General features: G+C 72.8%; 13 protein-coding genes and 1 pseudogene. 13 read left to right on the top strand and 1 reads right to left on the bottom strand.

Annotated elements, in window-relative coordinates; translation table 11 throughout:
• Positions 1–68 precede the first annotated feature (68 nt).
• The 11 genes from LUX31_RS22070 to LUX31_RS22020 all read left to right on the top strand — a co-directional run bounded on the left by LUX31_RS22070 (position 69) and on the right by LUX31_RS22020 (position 15202).
• Positions 69–1106, top strand: a complete 1038-nt coding sequence (locus tag LUX31_RS22070; RefSeq protein ID WP_235476705.1) for a permease — start codon at positions 69–71, stop codon at positions 1104–1106.
• Positions 1103–1855 carry a TIGR03943 family putative permease subunit gene (locus tag LUX31_RS22065; RefSeq protein WP_235476704.1) on the top strand — a complete coding sequence of 251 codons (753 nt, stop codon included), beginning with the start codon at positions 1103–1105 and terminating at the stop codon, positions 1853–1855. Before LUX31_RS22070 ends, LUX31_RS22065 begins: the two co-directional genes overlap by 4 nt.
• 77 nt (positions 1856–1932) lie before the next feature.
• Entirely contained in the window at positions 1933–2541 is a 609-nt protein-coding gene (locus tag LUX31_RS22060) for an RNA polymerase sigma factor (protein ID WP_235476703.1), read from the top strand.
• A complete protein-coding gene (locus LUX31_RS22055) occupies positions 2538–3206 on the top strand; it encodes a hypothetical protein (RefSeq protein ID WP_235476702.1) in 669 nt (222 codons plus the stop codon). The genes LUX31_RS22060 and LUX31_RS22055 overlap by 4 nt, the downstream gene beginning before the upstream one ends.
• A 117-nt stretch (positions 3207–3323) precedes the next feature.
• Positions 3324–5387: a TerD family protein gene (locus tag LUX31_RS22050; protein ID WP_443045985.1), complete on the top strand. Its 2064-nt coding sequence runs from the start codon at positions 3324–3326 to the stop codon at positions 5385–5387.
• 102 nt (positions 5388–5489) lie between these two features.
• The gene (locus LUX31_RS22045; RefSeq protein WP_235476701.1) at positions 5490–6350 is read left to right on the top strand and encodes an ANTAR domain-containing protein; all 861 of its coding nucleotides are present in this window, start codon (positions 5490–5492) and stop codon (positions 6348–6350) included.
• Positions 6351–6462: 112 nt separating this feature from the next.
• On the top strand, positions 6463–9669 hold the full coding sequence (locus LUX31_RS22040; protein ID WP_235476700.1) for an ATP-binding protein: 3207 nt from the start codon (positions 6463–6465) through the stop codon (positions 9667–9669).
• A gap of 261 nt (positions 9670–9930) precedes the next feature.
• On the top strand, positions 9931–11544 hold the full coding sequence (locus LUX31_RS22035) for a carboxylesterase/lipase family protein (protein ID WP_235476699.1): 1614 nt from the start codon (positions 9931–9933) through the stop codon (positions 11542–11544).
• Positions 11545–11621: 77 nt separating this feature from the next.
• Entirely contained in the window at positions 11622–12899 is a 1278-nt protein-coding gene (locus tag LUX31_RS22030) for a tryptophan dimethylallyltransferase family protein (RefSeq protein WP_235476698.1), read from the top strand.
• A 22-nt stretch (positions 12900–12921) separates the two neighbouring features.
• Positions 12922–14316, top strand: coding sequence for a tryptophanase (locus LUX31_RS22025; protein WP_235476697.1), 1395 nt, complete (start codon positions 12922–12924; stop codon positions 14314–14316).
• A 31-nt stretch (positions 14317–14347) separates the two neighbouring features.
• The gene (locus LUX31_RS22020) at positions 14348–15202 is read left to right on the top strand and encodes an SAM-dependent methyltransferase (protein WP_235476696.1); all 855 of its coding nucleotides are present in this window, start codon (positions 14348–14350) and stop codon (positions 15200–15202) included.
• Positions 15203–15240: 38 nt separating this feature from the next.
• On the opposite strand, the gene LUX31_RS22015 is transcribed toward LUX31_RS22020, so the two are convergent.
• Positions 15241–16248 carry a hypothetical protein gene (locus LUX31_RS22015; protein ID WP_235476695.1) on the bottom strand — a complete coding sequence of 336 codons (1008 nt, stop codon included), beginning with the start codon at positions 16246–16248 and terminating at the stop codon, positions 15241–15243.
• Positions 16249–16421: 173 nt separating this feature from the next.
• Here LUX31_RS22015 and LUX31_RS22010 point away from each other — a divergent pair.
• A pseudogene (locus tag LUX31_RS22010) lies at positions 16422–16817 on the top strand (nucleoside hydrolase); the annotation flags it as partial.
• A gap of 357 nt (positions 16818–17174) precedes the next feature.
• Positions 17175–18857: a glycoside hydrolase family 13 protein gene (locus tag LUX31_RS22005; protein ID WP_235476694.1), complete on the top strand. Its 1683-nt coding sequence runs from the start codon at positions 17175–17177 to the stop codon at positions 18855–18857.

Genomic DNA, 18857 nt, shown 5'->3' with positions numbered 1-18857 from the left:
TGGCGCACAGTCCCGGGGGTTAGCCTGCGGCCGGACCTCTGCACATTTCACCGGGACGGTACGAGCGCGTGGACAGCGAGCACGGCGGCGGGTACGGCCAGTACGGCGGCGGGACTCGTGTGGTCGACGGGCTGCGGTTCGCCGTCCGCGCCGTCGCGTACGCCGTCGTCGCCGGGCTCGCGCTGATCGTCATCGCGACCGTTGCCTCCGTCCTCGGACCGACCCTCGCCCTCGACCTGTACACACCCGCCGTGGCCGCCTGGTGGACGGTGTTCACGGCGGTCGTCGTCCAGGCGGTGCCCTTCCTGCTCCTCGGCACGGTGGTGTCGGCGGCGATCGCGGCCTTCGTACCGGAGAAGGTGTTCACCCGGCTGCTCCCGCGCAACCAGGCGCTCGCCGTGCCCATCGCGGGCGCCGCCGGGGTCGTACTCCCGGGGTGCGAGTGCGCGTCCGTGCCCGTGGCGGGGAGTCTCATGCGGCGGGGGGTCGCTCCGGCCGCCGCACTCGCCTTCCTCCTCTCCGCCCCGGCCATCAATCCCGTGGTGCTCGTGGCGACCTCCATCGCCTTCCCCGGGCAGCCGGACATGGTGCTCGGGCGGCTGGTCGCCTCCCTCGCCACGTCGGTGATCATGGGCTGGCTGTGGGCGCGGTTCGGGCGTGACGAGTGGCTGCGGAAACCGACCTCGGCCGGCGGGGCGTCCGACTCCGGCTGGCGGGGCTTCCTGCCCGGGCTCCAGCACGACTTCCTGCACGCGGGCGGCTTCCTGGTGCTGGGCGCGGGCGCGGCGGCGACCTTCAACATCGTCGTACCGAGATCCGTGCTCGACGTGTTCACCGGCTCGCCCTGGCTGTCCGTGCTGCTGCTCGCCGTACTGGCGGTGGTGCTGTGCGTGTGCAGCGAGGCGGACGCCTTCGTCGCCGCCTCGCTCAGCGGCTTCTCACCCACGGCCCGGCTCGCCTTCATGGTGGTCGGCCCGATGGTCGACCTGAAACTCTTCGCCCTCCAGGCGGGCACCTTCGGCCGGTCCTTCGCCGTCCGGTTCTCCTCGGCGACGTGGGTCGTCGCGGTCGCCAGCAGTGTCGTCGTCGGGTGGTGGTTGCTGTGAGGCGGTACGGGGCTGCCGTGCTGTTGCTGCTCACGGGCGGGGCGGTGCTGCGGATCTCGCTGTTCAGCGAGCTGTATCTGCGGTATGTGCAGGCGGGGTTGCGGCCTTACCTGGTGGTGTCCGGGGTTGTGCTGGTGGTGTTGGGGGTGGTGGCCGCCTTGACCCAGCGGGCCGAGGCGGAGGCGGACGGCCACGTGGACGACGGTGGCGAGCACGACGGCAACGAGCAGCACGGTCATGGTCATAGTCATGGTCACGGACCCCGGATCGCCTGGCTGCTCACCCTTCCCGCCCTCGCGCTGCTCCTCTTCCCGCCGCCCGCCCTGGGCTCGTACAGCGCGGACCGGGAGGCGGCGCAGCAGGCCGCGCAGGGTGTGGGCGCGTTCCCCGCGCTGCCCGCCGGGAATCCACTGAAGCTGACGGTCGGCGAGTTCAGCTCACGCGCGATCTTCGACAGCGGACGGTCCCTGAAGGGCCGTACCGTCAGCCTGACCGGCTTCGTCACCCACGGGGACGACGGCACCTGGTACGTCACCCGCCTCCTCGTCTCCTGCTGCGCGGCCGACGCGGCGGCGGGCAAGGTCGAGATCCGCGACGCCGACGCCCCGGTGACGGACACCTGGGTCACGGTCACCGGAACGTGGGTGCCCAAGGGCAAGCTGGGATCGGACGCGGCGTGGCCGCCGGTGCTGGACGCGGGGTCCGTGAAGAAGGTCCCGGAGCCGTCGAACCCGTACGAGAAGCGGTGACTGTCACTTGGAACCGACGTAACTGAGCGGCGGTGAAAGGATCCCCCCTGTGCCGGACAAGGCAGGTCGTGGAATCCATGACGGACACGGAACAGAGGGCTGCCCGGGATCAACGGGTTCGCTTCGAGGCGTTGGCGCAGGTCGTGACGGAGCCGCTGCACCGCTATCTGCTGCGGCGCGCCGACGCCGACCAGGTCGACGACATCCTCTCGGAGACGCTGCTGGTGCTGTGGCGCAGGATCGAGGACGTACCGGGCCTGGGGGCACCGGGGCACGTCCTCGACCCGGACGCCGTACTGCCCTGGTGCTACGGCGTGGCCCGACGCTGCCTGGCCAACGCCCGCCGCGCGGACCGGCGTAGACGCTCCCTGCTGGAACGCCTGACGTGGACGGCGCCGGGCGCGGCGAGGGAGAAAGGGGACCCCGACCACACCGCCCTGCACGCGGCGCTCGCCCAACTCCGCGCGCTGGACCGGGAGGTGGTCCTCCTGTGGGCGTACGAGGAGCTGACCCCGAGCCGGATCGCCGAGGTGACCGGCCTGAGCGCGAACGCCGTGAGCATCCGGCTGCACCGCGCGAAAAAGAAACTGGCGGCCCAACTGGAGCGAAAGACCGCCCCACGCCCCAGACATGAGACGGACGAAGGACAAGAAACCGGAAACGGAAACGGAAGGAGCAGTCGATGAACGACGACGAGTTGCTGGCCCACCTGAAGGCCACGGACCCGGCACTGACCTCGAAGGCTCCGCGACCCGACGTCCCCCGTCTTGTGGAGGCCACGATGAGTACAAGTACAAGCACAAAGGCAACTGCGGCCAAGAGCCCCGTACGAGGAGTGCCGCGCCGCCGCCTCGTACCGGCGATGGCGTTCACCGCACTGCTGCTGGCGGTGGGAGGCGGTGTCACCTGGGGCGTCGCGCAAGGCGGAGAGGGTACGGCGGACAAGGCGGGGGCAGGTGCGGCGGCGGAGGGCGGTCAAGTGCCCGGGCTTCAGCCCCAGACCCTGATCCTCGCGGACGGCGACTCGGCGGCGGTGAAGTGCGTGGCGCCCACGCCCGACTCCCTGCGCCGCCACGACCTCGCCTTCGAGGGCACGGTGACGGCCGAACAGGGCGACCTCGTGGTCCTCCGGGTCGACCACTGGTACCGCCTCGACCCCAACCTGGCCAACCCTTCCCACGAGGTCCGCCTCAGCAGCGACAACGGCAACTCGGAGGCACCGGACTTCCCGCTCGGCGCCCACTACCTCGTCACCGCCGACAGCATCAACGGAATCGTCCCGATCTGCGGCGGCACGACCGAGGCGACGGACGAGGCGAGGGCCATGTTCCGGGAGGCTTTCGAGAAGTAGCCAGGAGTGGTCGCTTTCTGCCATTTGGGGTCATTGGTCGTTGTGCGGCGCTAGGGTTCCCTTGATGCGCGGGGTGTGGTGCGCGTCACATGTCACTGCGGTGCATCTGGGGGCCTCATGCACGAGATGGTCAAGGGCGCCAACGTCGGTCTGTCGGCGCTGAGCGAGGACGTCGGCTCGGTGATGGTGCGGCTGAGCTGGAGCAGCCCGTCCGGGGAGGGCGACGCGGATGTGTCCGTCCTGCTGCTGACCGCCGACGGCAAGGTGCGCGGCGACGGGGACTTCTACTTCTACAACAACCCCGTCGCCGCCGACGGCAGTGTGCAACTGCTGGGCAAGGCACCTACGGCCGACGGCAACGAGGACCGCATCACCTTCGACCTGACGGCGATCGCGGACGACGCCGAGCGGATCGTCGTCGCGGCGAGCCGTTACGAGGGCGCACGCTTCTCCGACCTGCACGACCTGTGCCTGACGCTCGCCGACGGTGCCGGCGAGAGCCTGCTGCGCTTCTCCATCGAGAACCCCGGCGAGGTGGGCGCCCTGCTCTTCGGCGAGTTGTACCGGCGGGGCGGGGACTGGAAGTTCCGGGCGATCGGCCAAGGGTACGAGTCCGGACTCGCGGGCCTGGCAACGGACTTCGGGGTCGACATCGACGACGAGGCGGAGACCGGGGAGGAGGCGGCTGCGGCGGCGCCGGAGTCGCAGGCCGAGCCCCTGCCCGCCATCCCCACCCAGGCGACGAGCGAACGCCCCGTGGAGTCCGTACTGCCCGTGCCGTCGGTGTCACCCGTATCGCCGGATCAACCGGTGGCGGCCAAGGCCCCGTCCCGCCCCCGTACCGCGAAGAAGAAGGTCACCCTCCCCAAGGTGGCCAAGAAGTCCCTCGCAGAGAACGACTCCTGGCGGGTGGCGAGGCTCTTCCCGGCCTCCGCCCTCAAGAGCGACCGTGAGCGCGAGACCCGGGCGACCTCCGTGCTGCTGTCGGTGATGACCCAAGTCCCGGAGTTCGGGCGGCGGTTGACGGCGGCGTTCGGGGCGCCGTCCGGCCGGATGGAGACGTTCACGGAGGTCAGCCTGCCCAACGGAGACACCCCGCGCCGCCCCGACGGTGTGATCCGGGTCGAGCGGGCCGGCAAGCTCTGGACGGCGCTCGTCGAGACGAAGACGAACGGCAACTCCCTCAAGCCGGACCAGGTGCAGGCGTACGCGGACATCGCCGCCCGGCGCGGCTACGAGGCCGTCATCACCCTGTCCAACGACGTCGAACTCGACGGCAGCCCGCTGGTCGAGGTCAAGATGGACGGCCGGCGCAAGCACAAGGTCGCCCTCTGGCACCTCTCCTGGGCCGAAGTCGCCCACCAGGCCCAGATGCTGATCCGTCACGAGGGCGTCGGCAACGCGGCGCACGCCTGGCTGCTCCAGGAACTGCTGCACTACCTCCAGCACGAGAACTCCGGCTGCCACGGCTTCCAGAACATGGGCCCCGCCTGGGTCCCCGTACGCAACGGCATCGACGACGAGACCCTGTGCCAGGGCGACTCGCGCGCGGTCGACGTCGTCGAGAGCTGGGAACGGCTCGTCCGGCAGGTGTGCCTGCGGCTGGGCGGCGAACTCGGCCAGAAGGTACTGCCTGTGCAGCGCGCGAAACGCGGCAGCGACCCGCGCACCCGTCGCGCCGCCCTCGCCGACCGACTCTGCACCGACGGCCGGCTGGAGGCCGAACTCCGGATCGACGGCACCCCCGGCATCCTCGCCCTCTGCGCCGATCTGCGCACCGGCAAGCTGCGTACGTCCATCGAGATCGCGGCGCCCGAACAGGGCTACCCCCTCACCTGGTCCAAGCGGCTCGTACGCCAACTGTCCGACGCCCCGGCCGACTTGCACGTCGAGGCGCTGCTCGCCGGCCAGGCGCCCGGTCCACGCGGCACCCTGGAACGCCTCCGCCCGGAACCGGCCGACCTGCTGCCCAAGGACGGCACGCCGATCACCGGCTTCCGCCTGTCCCTCTTCCGCGGCATGGGCAACACCCGCGGCAACGCCGAGTCCGGCTTCATCCGCAGCGTCGACGAATCCGTGGACCGCTTCCACGCCCACGTCGTCGTCCACCTGGACCGCCGTACACCCTCGTCACCCGCCTCTTCCCCGGCCCGTACACGAGAAGCGGTCGCCGCGGGCTGAGCGACGACACCGGAACGCAAAGTAATCGTCGCGCTACGGCGTGTGCATGGCGTAAGGGTGCTGTCCTGGGTACTCGGAACCTCCGAAGGGCCCAGGGAGGCGATGACCGTGCGATTCGGGGACGGTCGGAGCGACGGACCGACCGGCGGACCGACCGGCGGACCGACCGGCGGACCGACCGGCGGACCGACCGGCGGACCGACCGGCGGACCGACCGGCGGGCCGGGTGGCGGACCGACCGGCGGGCCGGGTGGCGGGCCTGGTGATGGCCGCGACGGCCGGACCGCCGAGACCATCGTCGAGCGCGTACGGGACTCCCGCCCCGGTGAGATCCCCGCGCGGCTGTGTGCCGTCGCCGTCGAACTCCTGCCGGTGACCGGCGCGAGCGTGTCGCTGCGCGCCGACGGCGTGCCTCTGCGGCTGACCGCCACCGACGACCGGGCCGCCCAACTCGCCGACATCCAGACGACTTTGGGCGACGGCCCCTGCCCCTGCGCCGGCGCCTCCGGCACCCCCGTGCTCGCGTCCGACCTGACCGCCGGCCGGGACGCGCGCCGCTGGCCGGTCTTCGCCCAGCAGGCGACGGCCGCGGGCGTGTGCGGGGTGTACGCGCTCCCGCTCGGCAGCGGCCGGGTCTGCGTGGGCACCCTCGACCTCTACCGCGACACCGTCGGCGAGCTGACCTCCGACGAGCTGTGGACGGCCGGATGCGTGGCGAGGCTGGTGACGGTGTCGCTGACGGATCTGTCCCGGACGGCCCGGCTCGACGGACGGGACGGACTGGTGGATCTGGCCGACCACGACGAGATCCACCAGGCCGCCGGGATGATCATGGCTCAGCTCGGCATCGGCGCGGACGACGCCCTGGCCCGCCTGCGCGCGCACGCCTTCGCGCACGGCCGCACGGTGCTCGCGGTGGCACGGGAAGTGGTGGGGCGGCGGAAGCGGCTCGACCGGGAGTAGGCGTCTGGAGCAGGAGTCGGGCGCGCCCCTCGCCGATCCGCGGATCCCCCAACGGGTGACGGGCGGCCGTCTCCGCCGTCGACGATCACACGCGTCGTTACTCTCTGTGCCAGTGACCCCACCTGGTGTTGATGCCGCCGATTCCCGGAACCGTCCCCTGCCCGAGCTGCTCGGCCGCGAGTGGTGCCTGCGGTTGCTGGAGGACCGGTTCGAGGCGGCTCTGGCGGGGCAGGGCGGGCTGGTGCTGATCACGGGCGAGGCCGGCATGGGCAAGACCTCCGTGGTGCGGTGGGCGGTCCGGGAAGCGGAACGGCACGGTATGCGGGTGCTGCGCGGAACGTGCTGGGAGGCGTCCGGCACACCGGATCACTGGCCGTGGATCCAGGTCGTCCGCGCGCTGTGCCGCAGCCGGCCCGCGGATCAGCCGGAACGGCTGTCCGGCGCCGGCGACCCGGCGGTGCGGGTACTCCTCGGCGAAGGGACGGGCGGTGAGGAGGTGACGAGGTTCCAGCTCTGCGCCACGGCCACCGAGCTGCTCAGCGCCGCCGCCCGGCAGCAGCCTCTGCTGGTGGTCTTCGAGGACGTCCACTGGGCGGACACCGCCTCCGTCGAACTGCTGGAGTTCGTCGCCCAGCACGCCTGGTCCGAGCCGCTGCTGCTGGCGGTGACGTGCCGGGACACGGAGACCGAGCGACCGGGCCACCGCCTGGCGTCGTTGCTGCGCTCGCTGGCGGCCCGTGCGACGGCGCTGCCGCTGAGGGGGCTGGACCGGGCCGACGCGGCGGAGCTGATGGCCCGTACGGCGCGGCGGTCGCCAGGGGCCGACGTGGCTGTCCAGGTGCACCGGCGTACCGGTGGCAATCCCTTCTTCGTCGAGGAGATCGCGCGGCTGTGGGCCGCCGGCCACCCGATGGACGGAATCTCCCCCGGTACTCGCGCGGTGCTGGAGCGCAGGCTGGCCCTGCTCGACCCGGCTGTCCTGCGGTGTCTGGAGGCCGCGTCGGTGATCGGTCGCGCGTTCGACCCGGGGACGCTGGCCGCGGTGCTGGACGCGGCGCCCGCGCAGTGCGAGAGGTGGCTCGCCGCCGCGCGGGACGCCTGCCTGGTGGAGCGCACCGAGGACGGCGACGCGGTGTTCCGGCACGACCTGCTGCGGGAGAGTCTGTACGGCACGCTGGACGCGGCGCGGGTCCGGAGCCTGCACGCGGCGGCCTTCCACGCCGTGCGTCGCCGGCCGGGGGCGGCGGGGTCCCGTGTGACGGAGTCCCGTGTGACGGAGGCCGCCCGCCACGCCCACCTCGCGGGCGCGGAGCTGAGCTGCGACGACGCACTGGAAGCGCTGGTGTCCGCCGCCCGGCACGCGGACGACCGCATGGCCCACGAGGAAGCGGTACGGAACTACTCGCGCGCCCTGGAGCGGCTCGGCACCCGACCTGTCCCGCGGCGCGTCCTGCTGGCCCTCGACCTCGGCCGGACGCTTCAGCTGAGCGGCGATCACGCCGCGTCCTGGCGGGTGTTCGACGAGGCCCTGCGGCTGGCGCACGAGCTGGGGGACGCGCTGCTGACCGGCCGTACGGCACTGGTCCTGTACGCGATGGACGGGCGTGGAGACGCGTACGGGCTGAAGTGGCGTGGCCTCCGCGCGGCCCATGAGTTACTGCTGCCCGACGCGGCCGTGCCCGCGACGCAGTCCGGCATGGCGAGCCGTATCGCCCGGGAAGTGGTGGAGACGGCCCGGAGCACGGGCGACGACGACAGCCTGCAGATCGGGGTGTGGACGCGGCTGCGCGCGGAGTGGGGACCGGAGACCGTGCCGGAGCGGAGGGCACTCGTACGGGAGCTCGTGGAGGTGGCCCGGCGCAGGGGCGACCTGTGGACCGCGCACGTGGCGATGTCCGAGCGGTGGGTGGCGACGCTGCAGGCGGGAGATCCGGCCTACCTGGAGGAGATGCACGCCATGGCGGCGGCCGCGACGGCCGACGGATCCCGGCGCACGCGCCTGACGTCGTTGATCGACCGCAGTGTCGTGTACGCCGCGACGGGCCGCTTCGACCGGGCCGAGCAACTGCTCCAGGAAGCGGTTCCGCTGATCGGGACGCATCCGAACTACTACCGGGTGTTCCTGTTGCAGCACCGCTGGTCCCTGTGCGTGTACCGGGGCCGGTTCGACGAGGCCAGGGCTCTGGACCCGGCCCTGCGGGACTGGAACCACTCGCACGCCGAACTGCTGCAGGCGATCACCGCGCTGGAAGCCGGGGAGGAGCCCGTACTGTCGGCCCCCCGCGCGGGCCCGGGGGCAGCGGGCGGCGACACCGTGCTGTACCGGAGCCTCACCCCCCTGTGGCTGCGTCACCAGTCGCTGGCGGCGGCGGCCTCGGGTGACCCGGACCTGTGCGGGGAGGCCCTCGACGCGCTGGAGCCGTACGCCGGACAGTGGCTGATCTCCCTGTTCGGCTGGGACGTCGGCGGGCCCACCGAGCTGTGGGCGGGGCTGTGCGAGGCGGCGCGCGGGCGGCGGGACGACGCCGTACGGCTGCTGACCGAGGCATGGCGCAGCGCCGAGCGGCTGCGGGCCGGGCCCTGGTCGGTGCGGGCCCGGCTGGAACTCGCCGACCTGCTCTCCGGTGCCGGGAGCGGGCCCGTCCCCGGCCTTCCCACAGCGCGCGAGCTGCTCGACTCGGTGGCCGCGGACGCGCGCCGGATGGACATGCCGCATCTGGCCGAGCGGGCGGACCGGTCGAGGTCCGCCGCGACACCGGCGGTGGCCGACGCGCCCGCGAACGAGTTCCGTCGGCACGGCGAGGTGTGGCGGCTGACGTTCGGGGACCGCACGGTCCATCTGCCGGACGCGAAGGGACTGCGCGACCTGCACTGTCTGCTCGGCCGGCCCGACCGGGAGGTACCGGCACTGCAACTCCTCAGCCCAGGGGACGACGAGACAGCGGCGGCCGGTTCGATGGGCGCCGATCATGTACTGGACGACGAGGCCAGGGCCCGTTACCGACGCCATCTGGACATGCTGGAGGCGGAGACCGACCGGGCCGCCGCGCGCGGCGACGACCGCCGCGCGGCAGCACTCGACCGCGAGCGCGCCGCGGTCGTCGGGGAACTCCGGCGCGCGGCGGGCCTCGCGGGCCGGCCGCGCCGGCTCGGCGACGCGAGCGAACGCGCCCGCAAGAACGTCACCGGCCGCATCAAGGACACCCTGCGGCGCATGGACGCGCACCATCCGGAGCTGGCGGCTCATCTGCGCGAGACGGTCTCGACCGGGGTGATGTGCCGTTACGCCCCCGGCCGGGAGATCCGCTGGCGGCTGTGAACGCTTCCCCCCTCCGCATATCCCTCCGTACGTCATGTCCCTCCGTACGCCTTCCGCGCATCCCTCCGCGCATCCCTCGCCTGCCGGGCGCGTGATCGGATCCGGCGGTCGCGGGATCCGATCACGCGCCCGGAGGGTCGGGGCGTGTCCGCCGGGGCACGGCGGACGTTCCCGGTGCGGCATCCGGAAGTGACCCATAGGAAGGACCCCACGGTGCGGATCGAAGAAAGGCACGGGAGGCACGGCAGGCACGGAGGGCGGGTGGCCGCGGCGGGCGTACTCGCCGTGATCGCGACGCTGGCCTCGCTGTCCCCGGCAACCGGCAGTGTCACGGGCGGCACCACCACGGACGGCGCCGACGGGCCGGTCGTACGGACGGAGACGGGCCTGGTGCGCGGCGTCCGTGAGGACGAGCACACCCTCTACCACGGCATCCCCTACGCCGGCCCGCCCACCGGCAGCCACCGCTGGGCCGCCCCGCGGCCGGCCGCCCACTGGGCGGGGGTCCGGGACGCCACGAAGCCGGGCCCGCTGTGCCCGCAGGTGCCGGCGCCGCACGCCCCGATCTCCGGATCGGACGAGGACTGCCTGGTGCTGAACGTCACCGCCCCGTCCTCCCGGCCGCGCGGCGGCGCGCCCGTCCTGGTGTGGATCCACGGGGACGGCGCCGTGGGCGGTGGCGCGTTCTACGACGGCCGCCGCCTCGCCGCCCAGGGCCTGGTCGTCGTCACCGTCAACTACCGCCTGGGCGTCTTCGGCAGCTTCGCCCACCCGGGACTGGAGGGCTCGGGCACGTTCGGCCTTCAGGACCAGCAGGCGGCCCTGGCCTGGGTGCGGCGCAACGCCGGGGCGTTCGGTGGGAACCCGCGCAACGTCACCGTCGCCGGGGTGTCGTTCGGCGCCTCCGCCATCGCCGGCCATCTGACCTCCCCCGGCGCCCGGGGCCTGTTCGACCGGGCGGTCATGATGAGCGGCGCGGGCATGATGGACATGCCGGCGGGGGCGATGGGCCCCGAGGTGCCGGGCTACCCGTGGTTCGTCTGGCGGACGGGCCGTCAGATGCGCGACATCGGCGCCGCGATGACCGCTCCGCTCGGCTGCCGCCACGAGGACCCGGACCGCGCCCTGGCCTGTCTGCGGGCCCTGCCGGTGCGGATGATCCTGGATGTGCCGGCCATCATGAACGCCCATCAGGGCTTCGCGTTCGGCAACCGCACGCTGCCCCGGCTGCCGGAGGCGGCCCTGCGCGAGGGGCGCTTCCACCGCGTCCCGGTGCTGTCCGGGGCCACCCGCGACGAGCACCGGCTGTTCGTCGGCGCCAGGTACGACGCCGTCGGCAAGCCGTTCACCGAGGACGACTACCGCAAGGCCCTGGACACCGCGTTCGGCGACCTGGCCGGCCAGGTCCTGGCCGCCTATCCGGCAGCCGCCTTCGCGTCCCCCGCGCTGGCCTGGGCGACGGTGGTCACCGACCGGATGTGGGCGCGCGGCACCTACCGGCAGCACACGGCGCTCGGCCGCCATGTGCCCGTGTACGCCTACGAGTTCGCCGACCGCGAGGCACCCATGTATCTCCCCTTCCCGGGGGGTTTCGACTTCGGCGCGTACCACGCGGCCGACCCGCCCTATCTGTTCGAGGACGATGCCGCCGAGCCGCTGTTCACGCCCGGGCAGAAGCGGCTGTCCGCGGCGATGGCCCGGTCCTGGGCGGCGTTCGCCCGCACCGGTGACCCGAACGTGCCGGGCCTGCCGGCGTGGCGCCCCTACCGGCCCGGCGACCCGACACCCGTCACACAGTCCCTGGCCCCGCACCGCACCGGCCCCGTCGACTACCACCGAGAGCACCGCCTGGGTTTCTGGAACCGGCTGCGCTGAGGCACCGCGGACTCGAGATCAGCCGATGGTGCTGAGGCACCACGGACCTGTGAACCACCCGATGGGAGAGGAGACCTGTGAACGCGTACACACGACAGTGCGCCGGACGGCCGGGCGGGGCGGTGGGCACGCCACCCCCGGTCTGCGGCCTCCCGGCGGGAGACAACGGGCCCCGCACGAGGACCGCGGAGTGCTCCGAGTCCGGCCGGCTGGGCGGGTTCACCGCCGGGCAGCTGGGACGGCTCTGCGACCTGGTCGGGATCGACGGAGCCCGGCGGACGGCCCACCAGCGGGCGCTGGCCGAACTGCTGGGTCCGGCCGCCGCACGTCCCCTGGCCGAACCGCCCCCCTCGCAGTCGTCCGTCTCCGACGATCACACGCCGGTGGAGTTCTCGCTGACGTTCCCCACCGGCACCGCCGCCGCGCTGCGGGTGCTGGCCGACCCGGGGTGCGCCGCCGGGACACTGCGGGACAGTGCCTGGACGGCATTGGCGGCCGTGGAGCGGCTGGCGGCGCAACAGGGCCTGCGCCTCGACGAGTTGAAGGACCTGAGCGACCTCTTCCTCCCGCCGGTGCCGCACGGGCCGCTGACCCTGTGGTGCGCCCTGGAGCTGCGGCCGGGCGACGCACCGGGCCTCAAGCTGTACCTGAACCCGGGCGCGCGGGGCGTCGAGCGGAGCATGGAGACGGTCGGCGAGGCCATGGCGAGGCTTGGCCACGGACGAGCGTACGAGCCCGTGCGGCGCTACGTGGCGTCCCGCTTCCCTGAGCGGGCCGCCTTCATGTTCTTCGCCCTGGACGTGGGCTCGTGGGCCGAGCCGCGGGTGAAGGTCTACGTCGTCCACCACCAGGCCACGGCCGCCGACGCCGCGGAGGCGGCCCGTCTCGTCCCCGGGGCGTGTCCGGAGCGGGTGGCGGAGCTGTGCCGCCGGATCGGCGGGGACGAGCCCTTCGGCCGGCTTCCCCTCATCTCCTGCTACTCGTTCACCGGTGCGGACGCCGGCCGCCCCACCGGCCACGCCATCCATGTCCCCGTCCGCGCCTACGTCCGCGACGACCGGGCGGCCCACGACCACGCCAAGTGGCTCCTGCGGCGGTACGGCGTCCACAGCGCCCCGCTCGACCGCGCCCTCGCCGCGCTCACCGCCCGGCAACTGGGCGCGGGGGTGGGCCTCATCCCGTACCTGAGCCTGGTCCAGGCGGGCCGGCGGGCACCGCGGATCACCGTCTACCTCTCCTCGGAGGCGTACGGCGTCCTCCCGCCACGGGAGGACGCCGTACCCGGCGTCCCGGCCGACGGCGGTCACTCCGCCGCAGCGCACACCACCCCCGACGGCCCCTCGGCCGACGGCTAGCAGGAAGGAACACCGGGCAACCATGGAGCCGTACCGGATCAAGGTCGTCGAGCCGATCCCCGTCACCACCCGCGAACAGCGGCAGGCAGCCCTCGCCCGCGTCCACCACAACCTCTTCGACCTGCGGGCCGACGAGGTCACCGTCGACCTGCTCACCGACTCGGGGACCGGCGCCCTGTCCGCCGCCCAGCTGGCCGCCGCGATGGAGGGCGACGAGTCGTACGCCGGGTCGCGCTCCTTCCACCGTTTCCACGACACCGTCCGGGAGCTGACCGGCTGTCCGCACATCCTGCCGGTGCATCAGGGGCGCGCGGCCGAGCGGATCCTCACCTCGACACTCCTCAGCCCTGGCAAGGTCTTCCTGAGCAACACGCACTTCGACACCCTGCGGGCAAACATCGCGCTGTGCGGGGGCGAGGCCTGGGACCTGCCCTGTCCCGAGGCACAGGACCTGGACAGCGCGGAGCCGTTCAAGGGGAACATCGACACCGCCCGGCTGAAGGCCGTCCTGGACGGGCCGGACGGCTCCCGGGTCGCCGCGGTGATCATGACGCTCACCAACAACGGCGGCGGGGGCCAGCCGGTGTCCATGGCCAACCTGACGCTGACCTCGTCGCTCTGCCGGGAGCACGGTGTGCCCCTGATCCTGGACGCGGCACGGTTCGCGGAGAACGCGTGGCTGGTCACCCAGCGGGAGCCCGGGTACCGCGACCACAGCCCCCGGCAGGTCGCCGAGGAGGCGTTCCGGCTCGCTGACGGCTGCGTGATGAGCGCGAAGAAGGACGGTATCGCCCACATCGGCGGCTTCCTCGGCCTGCACGACACCGATCTCGCCCGGCGCTGCGAACTGCTGCTCATCGCCACGGAGGGCTTCCCCACATACGGCGGTCTGGCCGGACGGGACCTGGACATGGTCGCCCAGGGCCTGACCGAGGTCACCGATCCGGAGTACCTGCGCGCGCGGGCGGAGGACGCCGCGTACCTGGCGGACCTGGTGCGGTCGGCGGGCGTCGACATCGTCGAGCCGCCCGGTCTGCACGCGCTCTACCTCAACGCGGGGCGCCTGCTGCCGCACATCCCGCCGCACCGGTTCCCCGGCCAGGCCCTGGCCTGCCGGCTGTACCTGGAGGGCGGCATCCGCTCCGTTGAACTCGGCTCCCTCTACCTGGGCACGGAGGACGAGCACGGCAACCCGCTCACCAGCGCGCCGTACGAACTGGTGCGACTGGCGCTGCCACGCAGGACATACACCCGCGGCCACTGGAACCACGTCGGGCAGGCACTCGCCCGCACGGTCCGCGACGCCCACCGGATCCCCGGCCTGCGCATCACCGAACAGCCCGGCGTCCTACGGCAGTACCGCTCCAGGTTCGTCCTGGACACCCTGGACACCCCGGACGCCCCGGTCACCCCGTAAGGCCGATCCCTCACGAAAGGAACACGGGCGCATGGGAATGGGACACGAACAGCAGGTCCGCGCCTTCTACGACTACGCCGGACCCGCCTACGAGGCGATCATGGACGACGTCTGGCACCACGGCGATCCGGCGGCCGAAGCCCGCGGTCTGTCGTCCCGGCAGGCCGCTCTGGCACTGGAGGAACGGCTGGTCCGGCTGGCCGGGCTGCGACCGGGCGACCGGGCGCTCGACTTCGGCAGCGGTGTGGGCGGGGCCGCCCTCCACATGGCCGCCTTCTCGGGGGCGACCTTTGTCGGGCTCTCCAACAACGAATGGCTCTCGCAGCGCGCCCGCGCTCTCGCCGCCGAGCGCGGACAGGCCGACCGGGTGCAGTTCCTCACCGTCGGAGACGAGGACTACACCACGCTCGCCGCGTGGCCCGACATGAGCTTCGACGCCGTCACCTTCTACGAGTCCGTGTGCCATCTGCCGCGCAAGGAGCGGTTCTTCCAGTCGGCCTACCGGCTCCTGAAGCCCGGAGGTGCCCTCGTCGGCGTCGACTGGCTGCGACGGCCGTACGGCGCTCACCGGTCGCCGGAGGAGATCGCGCGCTTCATCGACCCGGTCAACGAGACCACCTGTCTCGCCGGCCTGGGCACCGTCCACGAGTACCGGGCGATGCTGGAGGGCGCCGGATTCCGGGTCGGCCTCGCCGAGGACCTCTTTCCCGGCGTCCTGTGCTGGGGCAGCACCCCACCGGAGGAGCGGCCCATGTGGCTCGGCTACGACGGCCCCGAGGGCACACTGATCCGGGCCGGCAAACAGGCCCTCGACGCCGCGCGCGGCGCCGGCGTCTTCACCGCAGGCGCGTTCGCCGCACACCGCCCGGGCACCCCGTCGTCCTGAAGAAGGCCAGGGACCGTAGGAGGCCGTGGAGCGCCGGGTCAGGAAACGTCCTGCTCCGGGTCCTGCTCCGGGTCATCCTGGTCCTGGTCCTGGTCCTGGTCCTGGTCCTGAGCCTGCTCCCAGTCCGGCTGCTCCTCCTGGTCCGACTGCTGTTCCTGTTCCTGCTCCTGCGGCCGGACCGGCGCCTGTGTCGGGCTCGAGCTCTGGCCCGGTGTCGGGCTCTGGCCCTGCACCGGGGTGTGCGGCGGGGCCGACGTCTTGTTCCTGGTCTGCTTCAGGCGCTCGGCGCCCACCTGGAGCGCGTGGACCGTGTACTCCGTGCGCGGCTCTGCCAGACCGCCGTTGGTGACGAGGATCGCGTCGTCACCGACCCGTACGGCGGCCAGGTCCAGGGTGAGCGTGGCCGGGGCGCCGTCCAGCTCGCCCCGCGTCGACAGCCGCAGGCCCTGCCTGGCCTCCCCGGTCTCCGGCAGCCCGACCTCCGTGACCCGTACCTCCTGCTTGGCGCCGCGCGGGCTCGTCGCCGTGAACCGCGCGCACTTCTGCGGCATCGTCTTCAGCCAGGCGAGCCCCTTGTCGACGTCGGCGCGGTGGGCGGCGGTGACCTGGTAGCGGAGCTGGGCGCCCTCGTCGTAGTCGTCGAAGCCGGCGACGGCCCGGGCGCCGGTCGGTTCGCCCAGCAGCTCCTCCGTGTACACGGCGTCGAGGAGGCGGCGGCAGTCGGCGTTGTCCGTCGTCGCCTTGAGCAGCGCGTCCCGCCAGAGCGCCGCGCCCTCCGTACGGGTCCACGGCGCCCCGAGGTCGGCGTCGGTGAGGAGCGCGCTCTGCGCCTGGACGTCGGTGAGGGCCGAGGGAGCGGTCGCCGCCTTCGCGATCGGGGACGGAGCCTTCGGGGACGCGGCGGCGGGCCGGGCCTGCCGGCGTTCCGTGGTGTCCCCGGCGCCGCCGTCCCCGTCGTGCATGCACGCGGCCATCGTCAGCAGGGTGCCCATCCCGAGGGCCGAGGCGAGCAGACGTACCGCACGGGGAGAGGGCCGACGGGTCATCAAGGGGTTCCTCCAGAAGTGCCGGTACGTCGGATTCCTCCTCCGACGGCACCATCTCCCGCGCCCTCCCACCAGCGGGCCGGGCCGTACGGGTGAGTCACCCCAGGGGACACGTGGCAGCCTGTGCAGCCGGGAAAGGAGCCCTCACTGTGACGACCGCCCAGCCCAACCCCCTGGCCCAGCAGGCAGGTTCAGCCGACCCCATCCCGGTCATCATCGACTGCGACACCGGCGTCGACGACGCCCTGGCCCTGCTGTTCGCCGTACGCCACCCGGGGCTCGACCTCCGCGCGGTCACCTGCGTCGCCGGGAACACGGACGTCGACCAGGTCGTACGGAACACCCTCACCGTCCTCGACCGGGCCGGCGCCCCCGATCTGCCCGTCGCGCGCGGCGCCGAACGCCCGCTGATCGAGCCCGCGCGGCCCGCCTCGCATGTGCACGGGCGGGACGGCATGGGCGACCTCGGGCTGCCCGCGCCCACCAGCCGTACCGCCGTCGACGTGGACGCGGTGACCCTGCCGCGCCGCGAGATACTCGGCTCGCCCTGCCCGGTCACCCTCATACCCAGGCGCAGCGCGGTGAGACGTCTCGCTATGGACGTGCGGATCCCATTCTTCGCGTGGGCGAGAACCCGGGCACGGCGAGAGGGCAGCACGATGCGGCCGGGCCGTACCGGGGGAATGTGGTCGAAGGAACGCCGGGCCCATTGGTCAAATGCGCCACAGCGTTCGCACATCGTCGATCTTGCGGACCGGAGTGTCAACTCAGGGAACTGCAAAGGGCGTTCCCGGGTCATCACAAATCCGCCACACAAGGAAGGGTGTGTTCCGGGGGCGCGTGCGTTCACCTTCCCGGCGAATTGGACAGAGTTGGGCTTGTCGTAGTCCGCCCGTGCACCACCGGTCGCAGCAAGGAGACAACGAGTGCCCGAACCGACTCCGGACCTTTCCTCCCAGGACCCCGACTGGTGGCGCCAGGCCGTCATCTACCAGGTGTATCCGCGTAGCTTCGCCGACGCAGACGGCGACGGACTGGGTGACCTGAAGGGCATCACCCAGCGCCTCACCCACCTGGCCGCCCTCGGCGTGGACGCCCTCTGGCTCAGCCCCTTCTACCCCTCCGAACTCGCCGACGGCGGCTACGACGTCGCCGACTACCGCGACGTCGACGCCCGCCTGGGCACCCTCGACGACTTCGACGCCATGGTCGCCGAGGCGCACCGGCTCGCCCTCAAGGTCATGGTCGACATCGTCCCCAACCACACCTCGCGCCGGCACGTGTGGTTCGAGGAGGCCCTGCGCTCGGCGCCCGGCTCCCCGGCCCGCGACCGCTACGTCTTCCGCGACGGCAAGGGCGAGCACGGCGAACTCCCGCCCACGGACTGGCAGTCGGTGTTCGGCGGCAGCGCGTGGAAGAGGGTGGAGCCGGACCAGGCCCCCGACGGCCAGTGGTACCTCCACCTCTTCACCCCGGAACAGCCCGACCTGAACTGGGCCAACGAAGAAATCCGCGCCGACTTCCGCACCACGCTCCGCTTCTGGTCCGACCGGGGCGTCGACGGCTTCCGCATCGACGTGGCCCACGCGCTGACGAAGGACCTGACTCCTCCCCTGCGCGACCTCGGCGCCCCCGAACTGAGCGCCGAGGCGGCCCTCGCCACCCTCCCGCCCGGCACCCACCCCTTCTTCGACCGCGACGAGGTCCACGAGATCTACCGCGACTGGCGCAAGATCCTCGACGCCTACACGCCACCCCGCATGGCGGTCGCCGAGGCCTGGGTCCCGGGCGCCCGCCGCGCCCTGTACGCCCGCCCGGACGAACTCGGCCAGGCCTTCAACTTCGAGTACCTACAGGCAAGTTGGGATGCGGCCGAGCTGAAGCAGGTGATCACGGACTCCCTCGCGACGGCCCGCTCGGCGGGCGCCTCGGCCACCTGGGTCCTCTCCAACCACGACGTCGTACGCCACGCCTCCCGCCTGTCCCTCCCCCCGGGCACCGACCCCAACACCTGGCTCCTCTCCAACGGCACCACCCCACCGGTCGAAGAGCGGGCGGGCCTGCGCCGCGCCCGTGCGGCCACCCTCCTGATGCTGGCTCTGCCGGGTTCGTCGTACGTCTACCAGGGCGAGGAACTGGGCCTCCCCGAGGTCGCCGACCTGCCGCCCGAGGCCCTCCAGGACCCGATCTGGGAACAGACGGCCCACACGAGCAAGGGCCGCGACGGCTGCCGGGTGCCGCTGCCCTGGACGACCACCGGCCCGTCGTACGGCTTCGGCGCGGGCGCGGCCTGGCTGCCGCAGCCGCCGCACTTCGCGTCGTACGCCGTCCAGGCACAGGACGGCATCGAGGGCTCGACCCTGGAGCTGTACCGCACGGCCCTGGCGCTGCGCCGCCGCCTGCTGTCGGGCGAGGACCTGACCTGGACGCCGGAACCGGCGCCGGGCGTCCTGGACTTCACCCGCACGGACGGCACGGCGGGCTGGCGCTGCGTGACGAACCTGTCGGACGCGCCGGTACCGCTTCCGCCGGGCGAGGTGCTGCTGAGCAGCGCACCGCTGGAGGACGACGGAAGCCTCGGCCCGGACACGACGGTCTGGCTCAACTAG

This window comes from Streptomyces sp. GQFP (genome assembly GCF_021545335.1).
GTDB lineage: Bacteria > Actinomycetota > Actinomycetes > Streptomycetales > Streptomycetaceae > Streptomyces.
This window is presented reverse-complemented; position numbering and strand designations above follow the sequence as displayed.